The 20,767-nt window shown below is 73.3% G+C and carries 21 protein-coding genes; 15 read left to right on the top strand and 6 right to left on the bottom strand.

Translation table 11 applies throughout. The features are described from left to right. Nucleotides 1-101: 101 nt before the first annotated feature. The 4 genes from ATJ97_RS10315 to ATJ97_RS10300 all read left to right on the top strand — a co-directional run bounded on the left by ATJ97_RS10315 (nt 102) and on the right by ATJ97_RS10300 (nt 4,215). On the top strand, nt 102-959 hold the full coding sequence (locus tag ATJ97_RS10315) for a hypothetical protein (protein ID WP_098483670.1): 858 nt from the start codon (nt 102-104) through the stop codon (nt 957-959). Beyond that, on the top strand, nt 956-2,620 hold the full coding sequence (locus tag ATJ97_RS10310; protein ID WP_098483669.1) for an NAD(P)/FAD-dependent oxidoreductase: 1,665 nt from the start codon (nt 956-958) through the stop codon (nt 2,618-2,620). The genes ATJ97_RS10315 and ATJ97_RS10310 overlap by 4 nt, the downstream gene beginning before the upstream one ends. A 287-nt stretch (nt 2,621-2,907) precedes the next feature. Next, complete coding sequence (locus ATJ97_RS10305; RefSeq protein ID WP_143426987.1) at nt 2,908-3,501, top strand: hypothetical protein; 594 nt, start codon at nt 2,908-2,910, stop codon at nt 3,499-3,501. Between the two features lie 9 nt (nt 3,502-3,510). Beyond that, nucleotides 3,511-4,215, top strand: coding sequence for a PspA/IM30 family protein (locus tag ATJ97_RS10300; RefSeq protein ID WP_098483667.1), 705 nt, complete (start codon nt 3,511-3,513; stop codon nt 4,213-4,215). Between the two features lie 27 nt (nt 4,216-4,242). Here ATJ97_RS10300 and ATJ97_RS10295 read toward each other — a convergent pair whose 3' ends face one another. After that, complete coding sequence (locus tag ATJ97_RS10295; RefSeq protein WP_098483666.1) at nt 4,243-4,971, bottom strand: alpha/beta fold hydrolase; 729 nt, start codon at nt 4,969-4,971, stop codon at nt 4,243-4,245. On the opposite strand from ATJ97_RS10295, the gene ATJ97_RS10290 reads away from it, so the two are divergent. Together ATJ97_RS10290 and ATJ97_RS10285 are read left to right on the top strand one after the other, a co-directional pair. Beyond that, a complete protein-coding gene (locus ATJ97_RS10290) occupies nt 4,970-6,067 on the top strand; it encodes a metallophosphoesterase family protein (RefSeq protein WP_098483665.1) in 1,098 nt (365 codons plus the stop codon). The two genes, ATJ97_RS10295 and ATJ97_RS10290, sit on opposite strands and share 2 nt — an antisense overlap. A gap of 102 nt (nt 6,068-6,169) precedes the next feature. Then, nucleotides 6,170-6,949, top strand: coding sequence for an alpha/beta fold hydrolase (locus ATJ97_RS10285; protein WP_098483664.1), 780 nt, complete (start codon nt 6,170-6,172; stop codon nt 6,947-6,949). A 54-nt stretch (nt 6,950-7,003) separates the two neighbouring features. Here ATJ97_RS10285 and ATJ97_RS10280 read toward each other — a convergent pair whose 3' ends face one another. Continuing rightward, nucleotides 7,004-7,276: a dihydroxyacetone kinase subunit DhaK gene (locus ATJ97_RS10280; protein ID WP_245862831.1), complete on the bottom strand. Its 273-nt coding sequence runs from the start codon at nt 7,274-7,276 to the stop codon at nt 7,004-7,006. Between the two features lie 189 nt (nt 7,277-7,465). Beyond that, nucleotides 7,466-8,011 carry a DoxX family protein gene (locus ATJ97_RS10275; protein WP_098483662.1) on the bottom strand — a complete coding sequence of 182 codons (546 nt, stop codon included), beginning with the start codon at nt 8,009-8,011 and terminating at the stop codon, nt 7,466-7,468. Between the two features lie 265 nt (nt 8,012-8,276). Between ATJ97_RS10275 and ATJ97_RS10270 the strand changes: the two genes are divergently transcribed. Next, nucleotides 8,277-9,032 (top strand): ZIP family metal transporter, encoded by a 756-nt coding sequence (locus ATJ97_RS10270; protein ID WP_098483663.1) that lies wholly within the window; start codon nt 8,277-8,279, stop codon nt 9,030-9,032. 137 nt (nt 9,033-9,169) lie between these two features. Here the strand turns inward: ATJ97_RS10270 and ATJ97_RS10265 are convergent, their stop codons facing one another. Then, complete coding sequence (locus ATJ97_RS10265; protein WP_098483662.1) at nt 9,170-9,715, bottom strand: DoxX family protein; 546 nt, start codon at nt 9,713-9,715, stop codon at nt 9,170-9,172. 343 nt (nt 9,716-10,058) lie between these two features. On the opposite strand from ATJ97_RS10265, the gene ATJ97_RS10260 reads away from it, so the two are divergent. The 5 genes from ATJ97_RS10260 (at nt 10,059) to ATJ97_RS10240 (ending at nt 16,791) form a co-directional block, all read left to right on the top strand. After that, complete coding sequence (locus ATJ97_RS10260) at nt 10,059-12,014, top strand: glycoside hydrolase family 3 protein (RefSeq protein ID WP_245862367.1); 1,956 nt, start codon at nt 10,059-10,061, stop codon at nt 12,012-12,014. A 249-nt stretch (nt 12,015-12,263) separates the two neighbouring features. Beyond that, a complete protein-coding gene (locus tag ATJ97_RS10255) occupies nt 12,264-13,652 on the top strand; it encodes an exo-beta-N-acetylmuramidase NamZ family protein (protein WP_098483660.1) in 1,389 nt (462 codons plus the stop codon). A gap of 3 nt (nt 13,653-13,655) precedes the next feature. Further along, complete coding sequence (locus tag ATJ97_RS10250; RefSeq protein ID WP_098483659.1) at nt 13,656-15,443, top strand: serine hydrolase domain-containing protein; 1,788 nt, start codon at nt 13,656-13,658, stop codon at nt 15,441-15,443. 124 nt (nt 15,444-15,567) lie between these two features. Then, a complete protein-coding gene (locus ATJ97_RS10245) occupies nt 15,568-16,236 on the top strand; it encodes a LysE family translocator (protein WP_098483658.1) in 669 nt (222 codons plus the stop codon). Between the two features lie 144 nt (nt 16,237-16,380). After that, nucleotides 16,381-16,791 carry a VOC family protein gene (locus ATJ97_RS10240; RefSeq protein ID WP_098483657.1) on the top strand — a complete coding sequence of 137 codons (411 nt, stop codon included), beginning with the start codon at nt 16,381-16,383 and terminating at the stop codon, nt 16,789-16,791. A gap of 9 nt (nt 16,792-16,800) precedes the next feature. Here the strand turns inward: ATJ97_RS10240 and ATJ97_RS10235 are convergent, their stop codons facing one another. Next, a complete protein-coding gene (locus ATJ97_RS10235; RefSeq protein ID WP_245862364.1) occupies nt 16,801-17,715 on the bottom strand; it encodes a cation diffusion facilitator family transporter in 915 nt (304 codons plus the stop codon). A 162-nt stretch (nt 17,716-17,877) separates the two neighbouring features. On the opposite strand from ATJ97_RS10235, the gene ATJ97_RS10230 reads away from it, so the two are divergent. Together ATJ97_RS10230 and ATJ97_RS10225 are read left to right on the top strand one after the other, a co-directional pair. Continuing rightward, nucleotides 17,878-18,159, top strand: a complete 282-nt coding sequence (locus tag ATJ97_RS10230; RefSeq protein ID WP_211287163.1) for an ArsR/SmtB family transcription factor — start codon at nt 17,878-17,880, stop codon at nt 18,157-18,159. Between the two features lie 19 nt (nt 18,160-18,178). Then, a complete protein-coding gene (locus ATJ97_RS10225; RefSeq protein ID WP_098485378.1) occupies nt 18,179-18,553 on the top strand; it encodes a VOC family protein in 375 nt (124 codons plus the stop codon). A 4-nt stretch (nt 18,554-18,557) separates the two neighbouring features. On the opposite strand, the gene ATJ97_RS10220 is transcribed toward ATJ97_RS10225, so the two are convergent. Further along, nucleotides 18,558-19,262, bottom strand: a complete 705-nt coding sequence (locus tag ATJ97_RS10220) for a helix-turn-helix domain-containing protein (protein WP_098483654.1) — start codon at nt 19,260-19,262, stop codon at nt 18,558-18,560. Nucleotides 19,263-19,351: 89 nt separating this feature from the next. Between ATJ97_RS10220 and ATJ97_RS10215 the strand changes: the two genes are divergently transcribed. Further along, nucleotides 19,352-20,614, top strand: coding sequence for a vWA domain-containing protein (locus ATJ97_RS10215; RefSeq protein WP_098483653.1), 1,263 nt, complete (start codon nt 19,352-19,354; stop codon nt 20,612-20,614). Nucleotides 20,615-20,767 lie beyond the last annotated feature (153 nt).

Below are 20,767 nucleotides of genomic sequence, written 5' to 3'. Positions count from 1 at the left end.
CCGGGCCGGGCGTAGTCTCGTCGGTGAGGGCGGTGACGAGGCCGGCCGCGGGGGAGATGCGCGCGGGCGCACGAGACGACGCCGGACGGCGGAGGCGCGCCATGACGTCCCAGGGCCGGAGCGACCGGCTGCTGCTTCCCACGCAGGTGCTGCTCGGCCTGTTCGCGGTTCTGACCGCGCTCGCCGTCGGCGTCCTGTTCCTCCGCCCCGACCGGACCGCCGAGTCCTTCGCCTGGACGATCGAGCCGGCCGTCACGGCCGCCTTCCTCGGCGCCGGCTACGCCTCCGGGACGGTGCTGGTGGTGCTGTCCTGGCTCGGTGGCAGCTGGGCCCGCACCCGCATCCCCCTGGTGACGATCCTCGTCTTCACCGCACTGACCCTCGTGGCCACCCTCGTCCACCTCGACCGGTTCCACCTCGGCGCCGACCTCGCCCTGGCGCGGTTCGCGGCCTGGTTCTGGCTGGCTGTCTACGTGGTGGTGCCGGTGGGCATGGCGGTGGTGCTGGTGGTGCAGCAGCGGCGCGCCCTTCCGCCGGGTCGTCGTCGGCCCCTGCCCGTGTGGCTCGTGGTCCTCCTCGCCGCCGAGGGGCTCGTGCTCCTCGCCGTCGGCCTCGCCCTGTACCTCGCGCCGGCGACGGCGGAGGTGCTCTGGCCGTGGACCCTCACCCCGCTCACGGCGCGGGCGGTCGGCTCGTGGCTGGTGGCCTACGGGGTGGCGGCGGCGCTGCTGCTGCGCGCCGGCGACCTCGATCTCCTGCGCGTGCCCGCGGTCGCCTACGCCGTGCTCGGCGTGCTCCAGCTGGTGGTGGTCGGCAGGTTCGCCGACGTCGTCAGCTGGGGCTCGGCGTCGGCCCTTGGGCTCGTGGTCATGGCGACGGCGGTCGCGGCCACGGGCGCGGCGGCCTTCATGGCCGCCGAGGCCGGGCCGGCGGCCGTGCGGGAGACGGTGCGGCCGTGACCCGGCCCGCCATCGTCCTGCTCAGCAGGGAGCCCGGCATGCGCGCGCTGGTGCAGCGGGCGCTGCGCCGTCGCTACGAGCAGGACTACCAGGTGCGGGTGCACGGCGACGTCGCCTCCCTGCGGGAGACGCTCGGGCAGCTCCGGGCCGACGAGACGCCCGTGGCGCTGCTGATGGTCGGCTACGGCGAGGAGGAGCCGGACGGGCTCTCGGTCCTGGAGTCGCTGGAGGTGGACCGCACGGCCCTGCGGGTGACGGTGGTGCGGTGGGGTGACTGGAGCGCGGCCCGCCCCATCTTCGACGCGATCGGCATGGGCCTGGTCGACCGCTGGATCACCGTGCCGGAGCTGGAGACGGACGAGGAGTTCCACCGCACGGTCAGCGAGTTTCTCGACGACGCCGCCAGCCGCCGCGGCACCTCGTTCGAGGCGGTTCGGCTGGTCGGGCACCGGTGGGACGGCCGCACCCAGCACCTGCGCGACCTGTTCGACCGCAACCACATCCCGACCGGCTTCTACGACGCCGCCACGCCCGACGGCCGCGCCGTCCTGCTCGGCGCCGGGGTGCAGGACCCGACCTTTCCCGTGGTGCTCCTGCACTTCCGCCGCGACGCCACGGTGCTGCAGAACCCCACCGACATCCAGATCGCCGACGCCTTCGGCCTGTTCGAGCCGTTCGGCGAGGAGGAGGAGTTCGACCTGACGATCGTGGGAGCAGGGCCCGCAGGGCTGGGGGCGGCGGTGTACGCGGCGTCGGAGGGGCTGCGCACCATCGTCCTGGAGACCGAGGCGGTGGGCGGTCAGGCGGGCACCTCCTCCCTCATCCGCAACTACCTCGGCTTCCCCAGCGGCATCTCCGGGTCCCGCCTGGCCTTCCGCGCCTACGAGCAGGCGTGGACGTTCGGGGCCCGGTTCCACTTCATGCGCGCCGCCACCGGCCTCGCCCGCTCCGGCGACCACCTCTCGGTGCGGCTGAGCGACCACTCCTCCGTGCGCAGCGCGGCCGTGATCGTCGCGACCGGCGCCGCCTACCGGCGTCTCGGCGTGCCGGAGCTGGAGACCCTGACCGGGCGCGGCGTGTTCTACGGGGCCACCGTCTCCGAGGCGCCGGCCATGCGCGGGCAGCAGGTGTACGTGGCCGGCGGCGGCAACTCCGCGGGGCAGGCCGCCGTCCACCTGGCCCGATACGCCGAGCACGTCACGATCCTCGTCCGCCGCCCCACGCTCGCCGAGACGATGTCCGAGTACCTCATCAAGGAGATCGACGCGGCCCCGAACATCACGGTGCGCCCCCGCACCGAGGTGGTCGGCGGGACCGGGACGGAGTTCGTCGAGTCGCTGCGGCTGCGCGACGTCGGCACGGGCGCCGAGGAGGAGGTCCCCGGCGTGCTCTTCGTGCTCATCGGCGCCGAGCCGCGCTCGCACTGGCTGGGCGACGACGTGGCCAAGGACCGCCGCGGCTACGTCCTGACCGGGGACGCCGCCCCGCACGAGCCGGGCCTGCCGACGCCGGCGCTGCTCGAGACGTCCGTGCCGGGCGTCTTCGCGGCCGGGGACGTGCGCCACGGGTCGGTCAAGCGGGTGGCGTCCGCGGTCGGGGAGGGGGCGCTCGCCGTCAGCCTGGTGCAACCCCACCTGGGGTGGCTGCGGGCGCGGCGGTAATCGGCGCGTGGTGAGGTGGTCACGGGAAGATCTGTGGGGCGCCTCCGTAAGTGCCCTTGCGCAGAAGCAGTCGGCCTGGGCCGACTTCATCTGCGCAGGCCCACTGACTGACCTGCCGCGATCGGTGGACCGACGGGTCGGCAGGGGGCAGCGGGCGGGCCGCTGCAGGGGAGCGCCCGCACGGAAGGGGCTGCGTCCAGGCGTTGGAACCCTGGCGGGCCGCCGATCGTCACAAGTAGTGTGGACGTTGCGGGCCTTGCTCCCGCGAGGGTGAGGGGTGAGCCGAGATGACAGTTGCCGCTGGTGCGGACCTCGCCGACACGGTGGCCCAGGTGGTGCTCGTCGGCGGTGCCGTCATGCTCCTTCTCGGCCTCGCGGCCGCCGGTACCGTCTGGTACCTCGTGCGCCGCATCCGCCGTTCGCGCCGCCTGCGCCGCGGCGTGGAGCGCAGCCGGCTGACGGTCAGGTCCGTGACAGGGGACGACGTCGCGCGGCGCCTCGCCCGCATGCGGCTGGAGCTGCAGCGCTCCATCGACGCGACCGAACGGGCCATCGGCTCCGCGCAGGCCCAGCGTGCGCCGGTGGGCGGCATGCCGTCGATCGCGGCCAGCCTGGTGCGCACGGGACACCAGCTCGACGGCGAGCTCCGGCTCGCGGAGGCCGAGCCCGACCTCGAGCTGAGGCGGATGTGGCTGAGCTGGCTGGAGGACCAGGTCACCGAGCACCACCGGTTGTGCGCCGACCTGCGCCGTTCCGTCCTCGACGCCACCATGGCCGCCGGGCCGGACCCGTACCTGGCCCGCACCGGCGACCACCTGATGCTCGAGGCCCAGGCGCTCGAGGCCTGGGGCACCAGTTACCGCGCGCGCCGCGCCGCCTGAGGAACCGCGTTGTCGATCCGCAACCGCCTCGGCCGTGTCGTCCGGGCCAACCGCGCCGAGCGCGCCGCCAGGCGACAAGGCCCGGCCGACCCCGTCCAGGCCGTCGAGGCCGCGTACGCCCAGCAGGTCGCCCGCCTTGACCAGGCCCGCCGCAGCGTCGCCGACCTCGCCGCCAACCGACGCCGCGTGGAGGTGCTCGGCCAGCAGGCCCGGGCCGAGGTGGAGCACTGGGACCGGCAGGCCGAGGCCGCCGTCGCCATGGGGCACGACGCCGGAGCCCGGGAGTATCTGCGCCGCTCCATCGAGGCCGGCAAGCGCCTGGAGGGCCTGGCGGCCCAGCACCGCACGATCGACGAGCAGGTGCGCCGGCTGGAGCAGGACCTCGTGCGGCTCGACCACCAGGTGCACGACTCCTTCGTCCGGTTCCAGGCCCTGCGCGCGGACCACGGCGCCGCCCAGGCCGCGCTGCAGATGCGCGAGGCCACCGCTGCCGCCGGCCAGCAGGCCGCCGGTGCCCAGGCCGCGGCGCTGGAGGCCGAGCGGGAGGTCCGCCGGCTGCAGGCGCGGGCGGCCGCGTACGACGAGATCGCCGGGACGGACCCCGACTCCGCGCGGGTGCGCGAGGCTTTCGAGCAGCTCGAGAGCGAGGGCGAGGTGCGCGCCCGCCTCGAGGCGCTCGAGCGGCGCAGGGGCATCGAGCGCCCGCGGCAGTAGGACTCGCCGCCAGCTGCGTCCGGTGCGTCAGCGCGCCGCGAGCTTGATCGCCTCGGCCAGGTCGACGGGCCGGCTGAACATCGGCCAGTGCCCGGTCGGCATGTCGACGTACTGCACCTTGAGCGCCGCCAGCTCCGCCGCCCAGGCCTCGCCGCCCTGCGCCGCCGACTGGAGCACGGCCGCCGGGGCGCTGGTCGAGATGACCGTGACGGGGACCCGCCTCCGCGACTCGTTGCTCACCTGGGACGGCGTGGACGCCACCCGCGCGGGCGTCGGCACCGCACGCTCGCGGAACCGCTGCAGCCCCTCCTCGTCGATGCCCTCGAGGCTGGCCTGGTAGTCCGACTCCAGCTGCTCCCACGTGGGCAGCGGGACGTCGATCTGGTCGGGTGGCAGGTCGGAGAGGACCGCCATACCGGCCGGGAGCGGGAAGGCGTCGACGTAGACGGCGGCGGAGATCCGCTCCGGGACCGCGTCCACGACGGCGCTGACCACCTCCGCCCCGCCGCTGTGCCCGACCAGCACGACCTTCCCGTCCAGGTCCTCGACGAGGGAGCGCACCGCCTCGACGTGGTCGGCGAGGGTGATGTCGCGACGGATCTCCGAGGGCGACCCCATGCCCGGCAGGGTCACCGGGTGGGGCACCAGCCCCGCCTGCTCCAGGGCGGGGACGACCTCGTCCCAGGCCCAGCCGCCGAGCCAGAAGCCGGGGACGAGGACGACGTGGACGGGCTTGTGGTGCAGCACGGGTGTCATGGCTCACAGCCTGCACGTGACCGGTGACATCGGCACCCGGTTCGACGCGGTGGCCCGTCCCGTGCTCCGAGACGAGGAGGCGAACCGGCCACCGCGGCGCCGGAACGCGGTGGACCATGAGGTCATGACGCGACGGCGCACGCTGGTGGCCGTCCTCGTCGTGCTCGTGCTCGTGACGGTGGCCACCGTCTGGGCCCTCGCCACGGGCCTCGGCGCCCCGGGCCGCCCGGCGGGCGACGACGGTGCCCGGCCCGCGCCGTCGGCCGTGGGGACCGCGCCGCCGACCGCCGGGACCGTGCCCTCCGCCGGCCCGACCGGCCCACGCTCGCCGAGCGCCCCCGAGGCGCGGATCGCCGTCGCCGGTGACACCGGCACGGGCGACCAGGAGATCCGGGAGACCGTCGACGCGATGGTGGCCCGGGAGGACCGCCAGGGCCCGTACGACGCCCTGGTGCTGCTCGGCGACATCGTCTACGACGACGGCGACGCGTCCCAGGTGGACGAGCGCGTCACCGATCCCTTCGCGCCCGTCCTGGACACCGGTGCCGAGCTCGTCCCGGTGCTGGGCAACCACGACGTCGCGAGCGGTGAGCAGAACCAGATCCTGGCCGACCTGGGCCGGTCCCGCGGCTGGTACGTCCAGGAGGTCGGCCGCGTGCGCATCGTCGTGCTCGACTCCAACCGCGTGGACGACGCCGGGCAGACCCGCTGGCTGGAGAAGACGCTCGCAGCGGACGTCCCGCCCGGGACCTGGACGGTCGTCGCGCTGCACCACCCGCCGTTCTCCGCGGGCGAGCACGGGTCGGACATGGCGGTGCGCGAGGAGTGGGTGCCGCTGTTCGAGAAGTTCGGCGTGCCGCTCGTGCTCGCCGGGCACGACCACGACTACCAGCGCTCGCGGCCGATCGACGGGGTCACCTACGTGGTGTCCGGCGGCGCGGCGAAGCTGCGGCCCACCGGGCGCGAGGACTTCACCGAGGTGAGCACGTCCACGCGGCACTTCCTCGACCTGGCGGTCTACGGCGACCGGCTCGTCGGCCGGGCAGTGGACCAGTCGGGCAGGGTGCTCGACGAGTTCACGATCCCCGGCCCGTGACCGCTCCACCACCCACCTGCCCGCCGACGTCGAGCTCGCACCGTAGAGTCCGGGGGTCGGTGACGGGTCGGTGCGGACCCGCAGGATTGCCGGGGGGCGAGGGTGCTGCAGGTCGAGGAGAGCGGGGACCGGCGTGGCCCGGCCGTGGTGCTCCTGCACGGCATCGGCACGGCGGGGTGGATGTGGTGGCACCAGGTGGCGGCGCTCGGCGACCACCACTGCCTCGCCGTCGACCTGCCCGGCCACGGCCGCAGCAGTGCCGTTCCCTGGGTGTCCCTCGACGACACCGCCGCGCAGGTCGCGGAGCTGATGCGGCGCCGCACCGCCACGGCGCGCGCGCACGTCGTCGGCCTCTCGCTCGGCGGGCAGGTCGCGCTCAGCCTGCTCGAGCGGTGGGCCGACGTGGCGGAGCGCGTCGTCGTCAGCGGGGTGACCGCGCAGCCGTGGGGGCCGCGGGTCCTGGTCGAGGCGCAGCTGCGGCTCACGGCGGCGATGCTTCGCAGTCCTCGCGCGGTGGACGCGCAGGCGCGGGCGTACGGGCTCCCGCCCGCGCAGCGCGACGCCCTCGCCGAGAGCCTGCGCGTGATGTCACCCGCCACGTACCGCCGGATCGGCCGGGAGGTGTCCCGCTACCGGCTGCCGCCCGCGCTCGCGTCCGTCCCCACGCCCACGCTCGTGCTCGCCGGCGGCGACGAGTCCGAGCTCGTCCGGCGAGCTGTCGCCGACGTCGCGGCGGTGCTGCCCGCCGGCGAGGGGAGGATCGCGCCCGGGCTCGGGCACGGGTGGAACGTCGAGGCGCCCGACCTGTTCGACGCGACCGTCCGTGCGTGGATCTCGGGCGCGCCGCTGCCGGCACGTCTGCTGCCCGTGGGAGGACGCTGAACGGACCCCGCCCGGGCGGGTCCGCCGGCGTCCAGGGTCCGGGCGGCGGGTGCCTCAGAACACGCGGATGGCGATCTCCGCGGGCTCCTCGAGGAGCTTCGTGATCTCGTCGTCGAGCCTGACGAGGGTGAGCGAGGCGCCGGCCATCTCGAGCGAGGTGCAGTACTCGCCGACGTAGCTGCGCCGGACGTTGATGCCCTGGGCGGTGAGCTTCTCGTGGGCGATGCCGTAGAGCAGGTACAGCTCGCTGATCGGGGTGCCGCCGTGCCCGTTGATCATCAGGGCGACGTCGTCCCCGGAGGCGTAGGGCAGGTCGGGCACCAGCACTGACAACTCGGCATCTGCGACTCTAGGCAGGTCCGGCAGGCCCGTCCAGAGAACCGCGAACCGATGTGGGTGCAGCCTGGGGCCGGGCAGCTTCGCGCGCACGGAAAGACCCCGGTCCGACGTCGGACCGGGGTCTGTCGTTGCGAGGGTCGAGCAGTCCGGGGTGCCGGGCGGTCGGCCTTGCGGTGGTCAGCGGAGCCAGCTGTTGCCGACCTTGCCGGCCCACCACTTGCCCAGGCCCCAGGTGTCGCCGGAGAGGGTGACGGCGGAGATGATCAGGACCATGGCCTCGATCCAGTGGCTGTCGGTGATGGGGTTGGTGCCGCCGACGGCCGCGGGGATCATCGCGAGGTACATGAAGAGCATGAGGAGGGAGCCGGTGACGGCGGCGATCTTCAGGCCGGCGCCGGTCATCATCGCCACGCCGATGCCGAGCAGGCCGGCCATGAACAGGACGTCGCCGAAGGGGTTGGCGAAGATCTGGAAGAACCCGGCGAAGGGGCCCTCGATGCCGCCGATGAAGCCCTGGGCGGGGGTGCCGCCGTTGATCCAGGCGCGCTCGGCGGGGGTGGCGAAGCCGAGGCCGAAGAGCTTGTCGACGAAGGCCCACAGGAAGGTCCAGCCGATGATGATGCGGCCGGCGGCGAGGGCCTTGCGGGCGGTGCCGGAGGTGACGATCTGGTCCTGGTAGACGGTGGTCGTGGTGGTGGTCGGGGTGCTGGCGGTGGTGGCCATGACGCTCTCCCTTTTGGGGTGTTTGTGAACTTCTTCGTTGCTACAAGCATCCCGGCCCTATATGTCCAGTTCCTGGGGCTAACGTCCTGACGCCGGCGGGGGCCGGATGTGACCTGGGCCACCCGACGCGCTCGAGCGTCATCTCCGTGGACCCGTCGGTCGGGGCGCTCCGGGTCGGTCCGGTCCGGGCCGGTCCGGTGGCCCGAGGTGCCGCCCAGGGGCATTCCTGGGACCGTCTTGCCATGCCCTCGCTGAGGAGCGGGTCGTGAGCGGGGCCGTCGAGGCGGGCGTATGGGGAGCGGTCGGCGGGCTGGCCCTCGTCATCGGCGCCGCGGTCGCCTGGTTCGTCCGCGTCCCGGCGCAGGTCGTCGCGAGCGTGATGGCGTTCGGCTCCGGGGTCCTGATCTCCGCGCTGGCCTTCGACCTCATGGACGAGGCGGAACAGATCGGTGGACTGCTCCCGGCGGCTGGCGGGTTCCTCGCCGGCGCGGTGGTGTACATGGCGGCCAACGCCCTCCTCGCACGCCGGGGCGCGAAGCACCGCAAGCGCTCTCAGGACCAGCAGCCCTCGGAGGCCGAGCAGAGCGGCAGCGGCCTGGCCATCGCGCTCGGAGCCCTGCTCGACGGCGTGCCGGAGTCGGTGGTGCTCGGTGCGAGCCTGCTCGGCGGTGGCGGGGTGAGCACGGCGGTGGTGGCCGCGGTGTTCATCTCCAACGTGCCCGAGGGGCTCTCCAGCGCTGCGGGCATGAAGAAGGCGGGACGCAGCGCCGGGTACGTCTTCGGGGTGTGGGGCGCGATCGCAGCCGTGAGCGCCCTCGCGGCCGCGGCCGGGTACGCCTTCCTCGGTGCCGCGCCGCCCGAGGTGACGTCGGTGATCACCGCTGTCGCCGCCGGGGCGATCCTGACGATGGTCGCCGACACGATGATTCCCGAGGCGTTCGAGCGGACCCACATGCTGACGGGACTGATCACCTCTGCCGGCTTCCTCACCGCCTTCACCATCAGCCGGACGGGCGGGTAGCGGCCCGACCTGCGCCGGCCCACCGTCATGCTGAGAACGACGAGAACCCCCGGCCCTGGTGGGTCGGGGGTTCTCGGGGGGTGCGGCCCCGCGTAGGGGGTCGCGGTGCCGCGGGGGTCAGGGGGGCGTCCCGGTGGTCAGCGGAGCCAGCTGTTGCCGACCTTGCCGGCCCACCACTTGCCCAGGCCCCAGGTGTCGCCGGAGAGGGTGACGGCGGAGATGATCAGGACCATGGCCTCGATCCAGTGGCTGTCGGTGATGGGGTTGGTGCCGCCGACGGCCGCGGGGATCATCGCGAGGTACATGAAGAGCATGAGGAGGGAGCCGGTGACGGCGGCGATCTTCAGGCCGGCGCCGGTCATCATCGCCACGCCGATGCCGAGCAGGCCGGCCATGAACAGGACGTCGCCGAAGGGGTTGGCGAAGATCTGGAAGAACCCGGCGAAGGGGCCCTCGATGCCGCCGATGAAGCCCTGGGCGGGGGTGCCGCCGTTGATCCAGGCGCGCTCGGCGGGGGTGGCGAAGCCGAGGCCGAAGAGCTTGTCGACGAAGGCCCACAGGAAGGTCCAGCCGATGATGATGCGGCCGGCGGCGAGGGCCTTGCGGGCGGTGCCGGAGGTGACGATCTGGTCCTGGTAGACGGTGGTCGTGGTGGTGGTCGGGGTGCTGGCGGTGGTGGCCATGACGCTCTCCCTTTTGGGGTGTTTGTGAACTTCTTCGTTGCTACAAGCATCCCGGCCCTATATGTCCAGTTCCTGGGGCTAACGTCCTGACCCGCCCCGGAAACAAGAAATGGCTCGACGGCGGAGGAGTGCGGGGCCGCGCCGTCGTCGGCCGGGTGAGTCCGGAGAACGTGTGAAAACGCTTTGCATCGCCTAGGACCTTCTTGGAAGGTCTTGACGCCACCATGGTGTCCCCCTACCGTTCCCGGCAAGACGTAGCCGGGCGAGGTCGCCCGGGTGCGAGGAACTGCCGGGGGGCACAGTTTCCGACCGTCCCCTTGGCGGCACAGAGCAAGGGGACACTGTGAATCTGACCCGTTCCACGTCGGCCCGCGCAGGGCTGACCGTCCTGGCGGCGGGAGGGATGATCCTCGCCGCCACCACCCCCGCCCAGTCCGCCGTCGCCGCACCGCCGCGCGCCGCGGCGCCCGTTGCCACGCCGGCCGGCACTCCCACCGCCGCCGAGATCGACGCGCTCGTCGAGGACATGACGCTCGACGAGCTCATCGGCCAGATGACCTGGACGCACGTCTACGGCTCCTCGGCGCACGACACCTCGATGAAGGCCAGCAACCAGGCCCGCTACGGCGTCGACACCCCCGCCCAGGTCGTCGAGAAGTACGACCTCGGCGGCGTCCTGTACTTCGCGTGGTCGGGCAACACCAAGGAGCCCGACCAGATCGCCGCGCTGTCCAACGGGCTGCAGGAGGCGGCCCTGGGCGACGGCGGACCGGGCATCCCGCTCGCCGTCACCATCGACCAGGAGGGCGGCATCGTGGCTCGCGTCGGCCCGCCCGCCACCGTCCTGCCGGGCAACATGGCCCTCGGTGCGACCTTCGACGCGGACCTCGCCCACAAGCAGGGCCAGATCCTCGGCTCCGAGATGCGCGCCATGGGCGTCAACGTCGACTTCGCACCCGTCCTCGACCTCAACTCCAACCCGGACAACCCGGTCATCGGCATCCGTTCGATGGGCGAGGACCCGGACACCGTCAGCGAGCTGGGCGTGGCCCAGATCCGCGGCATGCAGGAGCACGTGGCCGCGACGGCCAAGCACTTCCCCGGCCACGGCGACACCAACGTCGACTCCCACTACGGCCTGCCCGTCGTCACCTACGACCGCGCCACTCTCGACAAGCACCTGCAGCCGTTCCAGGCCGCCATCGACGCCGGTGTCGACATGGTCATGACCGCCCACATCATCGTCGAGGCGATCGACCCCGACCTGCCAGGCACCCTCTCGCACGACGTCCTGACGGGCCTGCTCCGCGACGACATGGGCTTCGACGGCCTCGTCACCACCGACGCCCTCGACATGGCCGCGATGGCCGCGCACTGGAGCCAGGAGGAGATCGCCGTGAAGACGATCCAGGCCGGCTCCGACATCCTGCTCAACTCCCCGGACGTCGACGCCTCCTTCGCGGGCGTGCGCCAGGCCGTGGCCGACGGTGAGCTCACCGAGGAGCGGCTCGAGGAGTCCGTCCGCCGGATCCTCACCTGGAAGGCCGAGCGCGGCATCCTCGAGAACCCCTTCGCGGACGTCGACGCCGTCGACGACGTGGTCGGCGACGCCGAGCACCTCGCCACCGCGGCCACCATCGCCGACCGCTCCGCCACCCTGCTGCGCAACGAGGCCCGCACCCTGCCGCTGGCCGGGGACGAGACGGTGCTCGTCGTCGGCTCCGGGTCCGGCTGGCCCGAGCGCGTCGGGCCGATGCTCGCCGAGCGCGGCATCGACGTCGTCGCCGACTACGAGAACGGCACCTCGCCGTCGGCCGCCTACCGCGCCCGGGCCGTCGCCCGCGCCTCGCAGGGCGACGTCGACGCCATCGTCTTCACGTCCTACAACGCCACGTCGAACACCGCGCAGCAGCAGATGGTCGCAGAGCTCGCCGAGACCGGCGTGCCCGTGATCGTCATCGCCACGCGGAACCCGTACGACATCAGCGTCTTCCCCGGCGCCGACGCCGTGGTCAACAGCTACGGGTGGAACCTGGTCAACTTCCAGGGTGTCGTCCGGGTGCTGCTCGGGGACATCAACCCCGCCGGTCGCCTCCCCGTGGACATCCCGACCGCCGACGGCGAGGGCATCCTCCTGCCCCTCGGGTTCGGCCTGTCCTACGCCGGCCCGCCCCAGCACGCCGGCCCGCCGGAGCACGCCGGGCCCAAGGACGGCTCGGGGGCCCCGGAGCACGCCGGTCCGCCCGAGCACGCCGGCCCCGCCGAGGGCAACCAGCACGCGCGCGGCCCGAAGGGCTGACCCAGCGGTCCGGCCGGTCGCCGTCGTGGCGGCCGGCCGGGCTGCCCGGGACCGACGTCGCTCGGGCGCGTCCGGTCCTCACGCGCTGTGCCCCACGTACCCGGGCGTCCTGCCCGCACCCGGCGGCTCCCTCCCCGCCGACCCGAAGGATCCGCCGTCGCCCACAAGGGCGGCGCCCCGCCCGCGCCCCCGCGCGCCGGGCCCGACCCGTCCGCGCCCCGCGGGCGGACCACAGAGGAGAGAGCGGTCATGACCGTACGCAGAAGTTCACGGACGGCGGCGCTCGCGCTGGCCGTCTCCGGCGTCGTCGGCGTCAGCGGCGCCCTGGCGGCCACCAACCCCGGCGAGCGTCCGGAGACCCCGCCCGGGCTCGACCAGCAGCTGCAGCTCGGCGTCGAGGTCCTCGTGGAGGACCAGATCGACATGCTCGAGGGCAAGCGTGTCGGCCTCATCACCAACCCCACCGGCGTCACGAGCGACCTCACGCACACCATCGACGCCCTCATCGCCGGCGAGGAGGCCGGCGACTACGAGCTCACCGCCCTCTACGGCCCCGAGCACGGCGTGCGCGGTGGCGTCCCGGCCGGCGCCTACGTCGAGAGCTACACCGACGAGCGCACCGGCCTGCCCGTGTACTCGCTGTACGGCCCGACCCGGAAGCCGAACGCGGAGATGCTGGAGAACGTCGACGTCCTCCTCTTCGACATCCAGGACATCGGCGCCCGCTTCTACACCTACATCTGGACGATGTACTACGCCATGGAGGCCGCCGCGGAGAACGGCAAGACCTTCGTGGTCCTCGACCGGCCCAACCCGCTCGGCGACCGGATGGACGGCCCCGTCCTGGACTACCCGCAGATCAGCTCCTTCGTGGGCCTGCGCGAGATCCCGCTGCAGCACGGCCTGACCGTCGGTGAGCTCGCCACCCTCTTCAACAACGAGTTCCTCGAGACGCCCGCCGACCTGACGGTGATCGAGATGGAGGGCTACGACCCGTCCTCCATCATCGAGGACTGGGACCTGCCCTGGGTGCTGCCCTCGCCCAACATCCCCACCCGCGAGACGGCGATCGTCTACCCCGGCACCGGGCTCATCGAGTCGATCAACGTCTCCGAGGGGCGCGGCACCACCACGCCGTTCCTGTGGTTCGGGGCGCCGTACATCGACGAGACCGAGTCCTACGCGCTCGCGCAGGACCTCAACTCGCGCGGCCTCGAGGGCGTGACCTTCCGGCCCATGTCCGCCACCCCCAGCGCCAGCAAGCACTCCGGGCGCTTCTCCGGCGGCGTGCAGATCCACATCCTCGACGAGGCGGCCTACGAGCCGGTCCGCACCGGCCTGCACGTCCTCGACGCGCTGTTCGACCACATCGACGAGGTCGACTGGCGCGAGGGCGCGAAGTGCCGCACCGAGGCGGACCTGTGCTGGATCGACCAGCTCTCCGGCACCAAGGACGTGCGCGCCCAGCTCGACGCCGGCGTGGACCCCGACGAGATCGTCGCCGGCTGGGCGGAGGAGCTCGCTGCCTTCGACGAGCTCGCCGACGAGTACCGCCTCTACGACGACGGACCCGGCCGGCCGGACCACGCGGGCAAGCCCGACCACGCCGGCAAGCCCGGCCAGGGCCGGAACGGCTGACCGGTGCGCAGGACCCTGACCGCCGCGGCCCTCGGGGCCGCCCTCGTGGGGGCCGCCGTCGTCCCCGCGGGGGCGGCCACCCCGCCCGGCGCCCCCACCGCCATGACTGCCCGCACCGTGCCCGCCGACGCCGGAACCGGGCGCTCCGCCGTCGCCACCGCCGACCCGTGGGACAGGACGACCTCGCCGCCGCGCACGCTCAAGGACGGCAGCCCGAGTCAGGCCGGCCTCGACGCCGCGGCGCTCGCCGCGATCGAGCCCGCGCTGACCGCCGGGCTCACCACGCGACCGAACCCGGTCTACCCGGGGGCCGTCGCGCTGGTCGCCTCGAAGGGCGTGGTCGCCGAGCGCACGGCCGTCGGCCACTCGCTGCGGTGGGCCGACCCGACGACGGAGCTGCCCGCGTCCGAGCAGGTCGAGATGCGCACCGACACGATCTTCGACCTCGCGTCCATCTCGAAGCTGTTCACCGCCGTCGCGGTGATGCAGCTCGTCGAGTCGGGCGAGGTGTCGCTCGAGGACCGGGTGGCGGACCACATCCCCGCGTTCGCCGCGAACGGCAAGGCGGACGTCACGGTGGAGCAGCTGCTCACCCACACCGGCGGGCTGCCCGCCTGGATCCCGCTGTACACCCAGCCGGACCTCGAGTCCCGGCTCGCCGCGGTCTACGCGGTCAGGCCGGCGTACGAGCCCGGCACGGGCTACGTCTACAGCGACCTCGGGCTCATTACCCTCGGCGAGATCGTCGAGACGGTGTCCGGCCAGCGGCTCGACGAGTACGTCGGCGAGCACATCACCGGCCCGCTCGGGATGAGCGACACCATGTACAACCCGCCCGAGGAGCTGCTGCCGCGCATCGCAGCCACCGAGTACCAGCCCGCGCTCGGCCGCGGCCTCGTCCACGGCGAGGTCCACGACGAGAACGCCTGGTCCCTGGGGGGCGTCGCCGGCCACGCCGGGGTGTTCTCCACCGCCGACGACCTCGCCGTCTTCGCCCAGATGCTGCTGAACGGCGGCCGCTACGGGCAGGCCCGCATCCTCGAGCCCGCCACGGTGCAGGAGATGATGCAGGACCGCACCGGCGACATCAGCTCCAACCACCGCGGGCTGGGACCGGAGCTGGAGGCCTGGTTCTACCACGACGCCCTGACGAGCCCGGGCAGCGCCGGCCACACCGGTTACACCGGCACCTCGCTCGTCATCGACCCGTGGACCGAGACCATCGCGATCCTCATGACCAACCGGGTCCACCCGAGCCGGGACTGGGGCAGCCCGAACCCGCAGCGCCGCGCGGTCGCCCGCGCCGCGGGCCTCGCCGCCGCCGACCACCGGTTCACGCAGGGCCAGGCGTGGCACTCCGGATCGGGTGACCGACTGAGGAACACGCTCTCCCTCGACGTCACGGTGCCCGACGGCGGGGCCGAGCTGGCCCTGGACCTCTGGTTCCACACGGAGGAGACGGACCGTCTCGTCATCGAGGCCTCCGACGACGGCGGCGCCACCTGGCAGCACCTGCCCGGCACCCTCGTGGCCGGGCCGGAGGAACGGGCGAGCGACGGCGTCGTCTCGGGCTTCGGCGACCACCGGTGGTGGGACGCCACGTTCCCGCTCGACGGCCTGGCCGGCGACGTCACCGTCCGGCTCAGCTACGTCACCGACGCCCTGTACAGCGGGCAGGGCGTGTACCTCGACCGGGTGCGGGTCGACTCCGACCGTGGTCCTCTGTTCGACGACCGGCGCCCGGCGGACCGGGAGCGCATGGTCGCCGAGGGGTGGACGCTCGCCGAGTGACGCGGGAGCGCCGGGGCTGCCGTGCCGCTCGTGCGGCGCGGCGGCCCCGGCGGTGTCCTGACCGGCCGGTACCTGTGCTGCTGACGTACCCGGCCGGGTCGGCGACCTCTTCTAGTCTGGGTCGGTGACGGTACTCGACGCCCTCCTGGGCTTCGCCGTGGTGGCAGGACTCCTGACCCTCGTACCGGGGCTGGACACCGCCCTGGTGCTGCGGTCCTCCCTCACCCGTGCGCGCCCGTACGCGTGGGCGACAGCCCTGGGGATCGCGACAGGGGCGATGGTGTGGGGCGTCGCCGCGGCCGTCGGGCTCTCGGCACTCCTGGCGACGTCGGAGGTGGCCTACCGGGTACTGACGCTGGCCGGTGCCGTGTACATGCTCTGGCTCGGCGGTTCGATGCTGTGGAAGTCGTTCCGGGACGGCGCTCCTCGGGCCACGGACGACGCCCCCGTGACGGCGGGTGCGCCGTCGGCGCGGCAGGGATGGCTCATCGGCGTCGGCACCAACCTGCTCAACCCGAAGGTCGGGGTCGCCACGATCCCGCAGTTCCTCCCCGACGGCGCGTCACCCTTGCTGATGGGCGCCCTGCTGGCCGGCGTCCACGGCGCGTTGTCGTTGACCTGGTTCGCCGCGCTGATCGTCGGGGGCGCCTACGCCCGTCGCTGGCTGGCCGACCCGCGGTGGCTCGCGGTGATCGACCGGGCCACCGGCCTCGTCCTGGTCGCCTTCGGCGGCAAGCTGCTCGGGGATGCGCTGCCCGTCGGGCCGTCGGCCGTCCTGCCGGCCCGGGCCTGAGGGCTCACTGCCGTCGTCCGCCGCCGGTGCGGGGCGCGGTGCCGCCAGCTGCGTCGTCGTCGCCCCCACGACGCTCGTCGACGGTCCGGCGGTCCAGCCAAAAATCGCGTGCGTGCTGGTGCTCGTCGCGGCAGATTGACCCCGGTGACCTCTTTTGTTTCGCACACCACCGTCGACTGCGCCGACGCCTACGGGCTGAGCACGTGGTGGAAGGAGCTCCTCGGCTACGTCGACCTTGCCGACGACCCGAACAGGCCGGGCGACGAAGAGTGCATGATCGTCGACCCGGACACCGGCCACCGGCTGCTGTTCATCGAGGTGCCGGAGGGGAAGGTCGTCAAGAACCGGATCCACCTGGACCTGCGGCCGCGGGCCGGCACCCAGGAGGACGAGGTACGACGCGTCCGGCGGATGGGCGCCCGGGAGGTCGCGGACCGGCGTGGCGAGTACGGCCCCGGATCGGGATGGGTCGTCATGGCGGACCCGGAGGGGAACGAGTTCTGCATCCTCCTGTCCGTGCCCGAGCGGGACGCCGTGCTGGCGGGCCACGAGTAAGTCGAGTGGTCACCGACCGGGGGCGTGGTCCTCGGCCCGGGACACGGTGAGCACGGCCTCGAGGACCAAGGGGCTCTGCTCGAGCCGGCGCTCCAGCTCCCGCAGGCGGGCGGCGACGCTCGACTCCGCCTCGTCGCCGCTCAGGTCGACGCCCGCGACCAGGTAGACCGCCCGGGGCCCGACGAACTCCATGTGGAGGTAGTTGACGCTGGCCACGCCGGGCAGGGAGCTGAGGTGCTGGAACATCTCCTCGCGGGTGGTCGGGCTGACCTCCACCCCGACGAGGTAGCGGCGGTTGCGGTCGATGAGGACGACGGCGACCACGCCGAGGAGCACCCCGACCACGATGGACCCCACGGCGTCCGGCACCGGGGAGCCGGTCAGGTCGTGCGCGAGCACGCCGGCGAACGCGATGACGATGCCGATCAGGGCGGCGGAGTCCTCGGCGAAGACGGCCCGCAGGGTCGGGTCGGACGTCTCGAGCGCATGCTCGAGCAGGCTGCGCCTGGCCCGCCGGGCCTCGTGCCTCGTCTGCCGCACCGCCTGGAGGAAGGAGATGCCCTCGAACACGAACGCCGCCGCCAGCACCAGGTAGGCGACCGTGAAGTTGGAGGCGGGCGACGGGTGCGCGAGCTCCTGCACGCCGTGGGTGATGGAGACGGCGGCGCCGGCGACGAACAGGCCGAGGGCGGCGAACATCGACCACACGTAGGCCTCACGGCCGTACCCCAGCGGGTGCGCGGCGTCGGGGCGGCGTCGGGAGCGGCGGTCCGCGATCAGCAGCAGGACCTGGTTGCCGGTGTCCGCCCAGGAGTGCGCCGACTCCGCCACCATCGACGCCGAACCCGTGAAGAGAGCCGCGAACGTCTTGGCCAGGGCGACGAGGGCGTTGGCCGCGAGCGCGACGACGACGGTGAGGTTCACGCGCCGAGGATGGACCCGCCGACCGGTCGTCGCACGTCGGCGGGTCTTGCCGTCGGCTGGCCTCCCTGTCGGACGGTGCTCCCGCGGCCGGGTGCGGGGCGCAGCCCCTTTCCCCTCCCGTTCCGCTGACATGCAAGCAGCGCCTTGCGTATGGTGGTGCCCGTGGCAGACGTCTACAGGGCGCTCGCGGACCCGACGCGTCGCCTCATCCTCGACGAGCTTCTGCTCCGCGACGGGCAGACGCTGTTCGAGATCTGCGGCCGGCTCACCATGCGGCACGGGAGCACCTCGACGCGGCAGGCGGTCTCCCAGCACCTCGCGGTGCTCGAGGACGCCGGGCTGGTGCGCTCGCACCGTGACGGCCGCACCAAGATCCACCATCTCGACACGGAGCCCCTGCGCGCGATCATCGAGCGCTGGCCCCTCCACCGAACAGGAGAATGACGTGCCCAGGATCCACGTGATGAGCGTCTTCGTCGACGACCAGCAGAAGGCGCTGGAGTTCTACACCGACACGCTCGGCTTCATGCCCAAGAACGACGTGCCCGCCGGGGCGTTCCGGTGGCTCACGGTGGTCGGCGCCGACGAGCCCGACGGCGTGGAGCTGCTGCTCGAGCCCGACGAGCACCCCGCGGCGAAGGCGTTCAAGGCCGCCCTGATGGAGGACGGAATCCCGGCGGCCTCGTTCGCCGTCGACGACCTCGACGCCACCTACGAGGAGCTGACCGCCAAGGGTGTGCGCTTCACCCAGGAGCCGACCCCGATGGGGCCGGGCCTGAAGACCGCCGTGCTCGACGACACCTGCGGGAACCTCATCATGCTGTCGAGCATGGCCTGAGCGGTCACCCCTCGGTCGCGCGCCGGACCTGCTCCTGCACCATCTCCGCCATCAGCCGGGACTGGACGAGCGCCAGCGCGTCGAGCCGGCTCTGGGGCGGCAGGCGGTGCAGGAGGGTCGCGACGTCGTCGGCCACGGCCTCCAGCTCGCCGGGGCCGGTACGACGGCGTGGCGCCGCGGCCGCGGCTGCGAACGCCGCGCCGGGGACGTGGCCGGCGCCGCCGAGCAGGCTCAGGGGGTCCCGGTCGGCGGGGGCGTGGGGTGCGGCGCGGCGCAGCGCCGCAGTCTCGACGTCGCCGGTGGTGTCCCCGGGCTGGGCGGTGGCCGCGGCGAGGTCCGAGGGCGCCGCTGCGCCGTCTTGCATTATGCCGTCCGAATAGGCGGGGTTGCGGAAGTGTCCCGCTGGGGCGGCCCGCCGCGCGGGAGTCGAGGGCTCGGGCGACCCGGTGAGGTCGCCGCCCGCTGCCCTGACGACCTCCTCGACGGGCAGGTGCAGCGCGTCCGCGAGCTTGCGCGCCGACCCCAGGGACGGCGCGCGATATCCGCCCTCCAGCTGGGACACGTAGGGGTAGGACAGCTTGGTGCGCGTCACGACGTCCCGGCGGGACAGCCCGAGCTCCTCCCGGCGGCCGCGGAGCAGGCGTGCCAGCCCGGAGTAGCGGTCCTTGCTGTTCCGGGAATCGCCGCCCGGTGACTCTTCTATGCCCATGGCATTGACACTCCTATGCAGCCAGCCCTATGCTCTGTGCATCATAGGTCGGTCGGACCCGGTCCGGCCAGGGCACGAAGGAGTTCCTCATGCACCTCACCACCCACCTCGACGTGGACGTCGTCGCCGTCGAGACGGACTCCACCCTCTCCATGCTGCTCGAGATCGCCGCGCCCGCCCCGGACGCCGACGCCGAACGTGCCGCCGCCACCCTCCAGGTGGTCCTGGACCGGAGCGGCTCGATGCACGGCGCCCCCCTCGAGGGCGCCAAGCGGGCGCTGATCGAGCTCGTCGACCGGCTCGACCCGCGCGACCGGTTCGGCCTCGTCGCGTTCGACGACGAGGCGCGCGTCGTCGTCCCCGCCGGACCCGTGACCGACAAGGCGGCGATCCGGAGCGCCGTCGCCGCCATCCACGCCGGCGGGTCAACGGACCTGGCCGCCGGATACCTGCGCGGCCTGAAGGAGGCGCGCAGGGCCGCCACCGCCGCCGGTGCGACTCTCGTGCTGATCAGCGACGGCCACGCCAACCACGGCGAGACCCGGCCGGACGTGCTCGGGGCCGTCGCCGCGAAGGCGCGCACCCAGGGCGTGACCACCTCCTCCCTCGGCTACGGCCTCGGCTACGACGAGCGGCTCCTCTCCGCGCTCGCCCGCTCCGGCGGCGGCAACGAGAGCTTCGCCGAGGACCCCGACGCCGCCGCGCAGGCCATCGCCGCCGAGGTCGACGGGCTGCTCAGCCAGGCCGCCCAGGCGGCCACGCTGCTGGTGACGATGTCGCCGCAGGTCCGTGGGCTGCAGGTGCTCAACGACCTGCCGGCCAATCTCGTGGAGCAGGGCGTGCAGGTGGAGATCGGCGGCCTGTACGCGGGGGAGACGCGCAAGCTCGTGCTGACCTTCGACGTCCCCCGGCTGCCCGTGCTCGGGCTGCTGCAGGTGGCCGAGCTGACGCTCGACTGGGTGGAGCTGCCGAACCTGGAGCAGCACACGGTCACGGTGCCGGTGCACGTCAACGTGGTGCCGGGCGACGTCGCGGCCGGACGGGTCCCGGACCCGGTGGTCCGCACCGAGCTCGCGTACCTCGAGGCGCAGCGCGCCAAGCGGGAGGCCTCGACCCTCCTCAGCGACGGCGACATCGCAGGTGCGCTCCGGCACCTCCAGAGCGCGGGCGGGACGGTCGCCGCGGCGATGGCCAGTGCACCGATGTCGATGCGCGCGAGCCTGCACGAGGAGTCGGCCGTCCTGTCCGAGCTCATCGGGAACGTGCGCGACGGCGCCCACTCCCGGGCCGCCAAGTACACCTCCGCGGACGCTCGCCGGAAGTCCAGCTACTACGGGCGCGGGATGTCCTGACCGGCGCTCGGTCGCCCGTCAGTGCCCCTGCGGTAGGTAAGTCCGCCTGGGACGACTGATCCGCCCAGGTTCGACTTACGCCTCAGTCCTCCGGCCACCACCCACTCGGCGTGTAGTGCGCCTCGCCTCCCGTCAGTGCCCCTGCGGTAGGTA

The organism is Georgenia soli, from assembly GCF_002563695.1.
Classification (GTDB): Bacteria; Actinomycetota; Actinomycetes; order Actinomycetales; family Actinomycetaceae; genus Georgenia; species Georgenia soli.
Note: the sequence above shows the minus strand (reverse complement) of the source record. Positions and strands in the feature narration are given on the sequence as shown.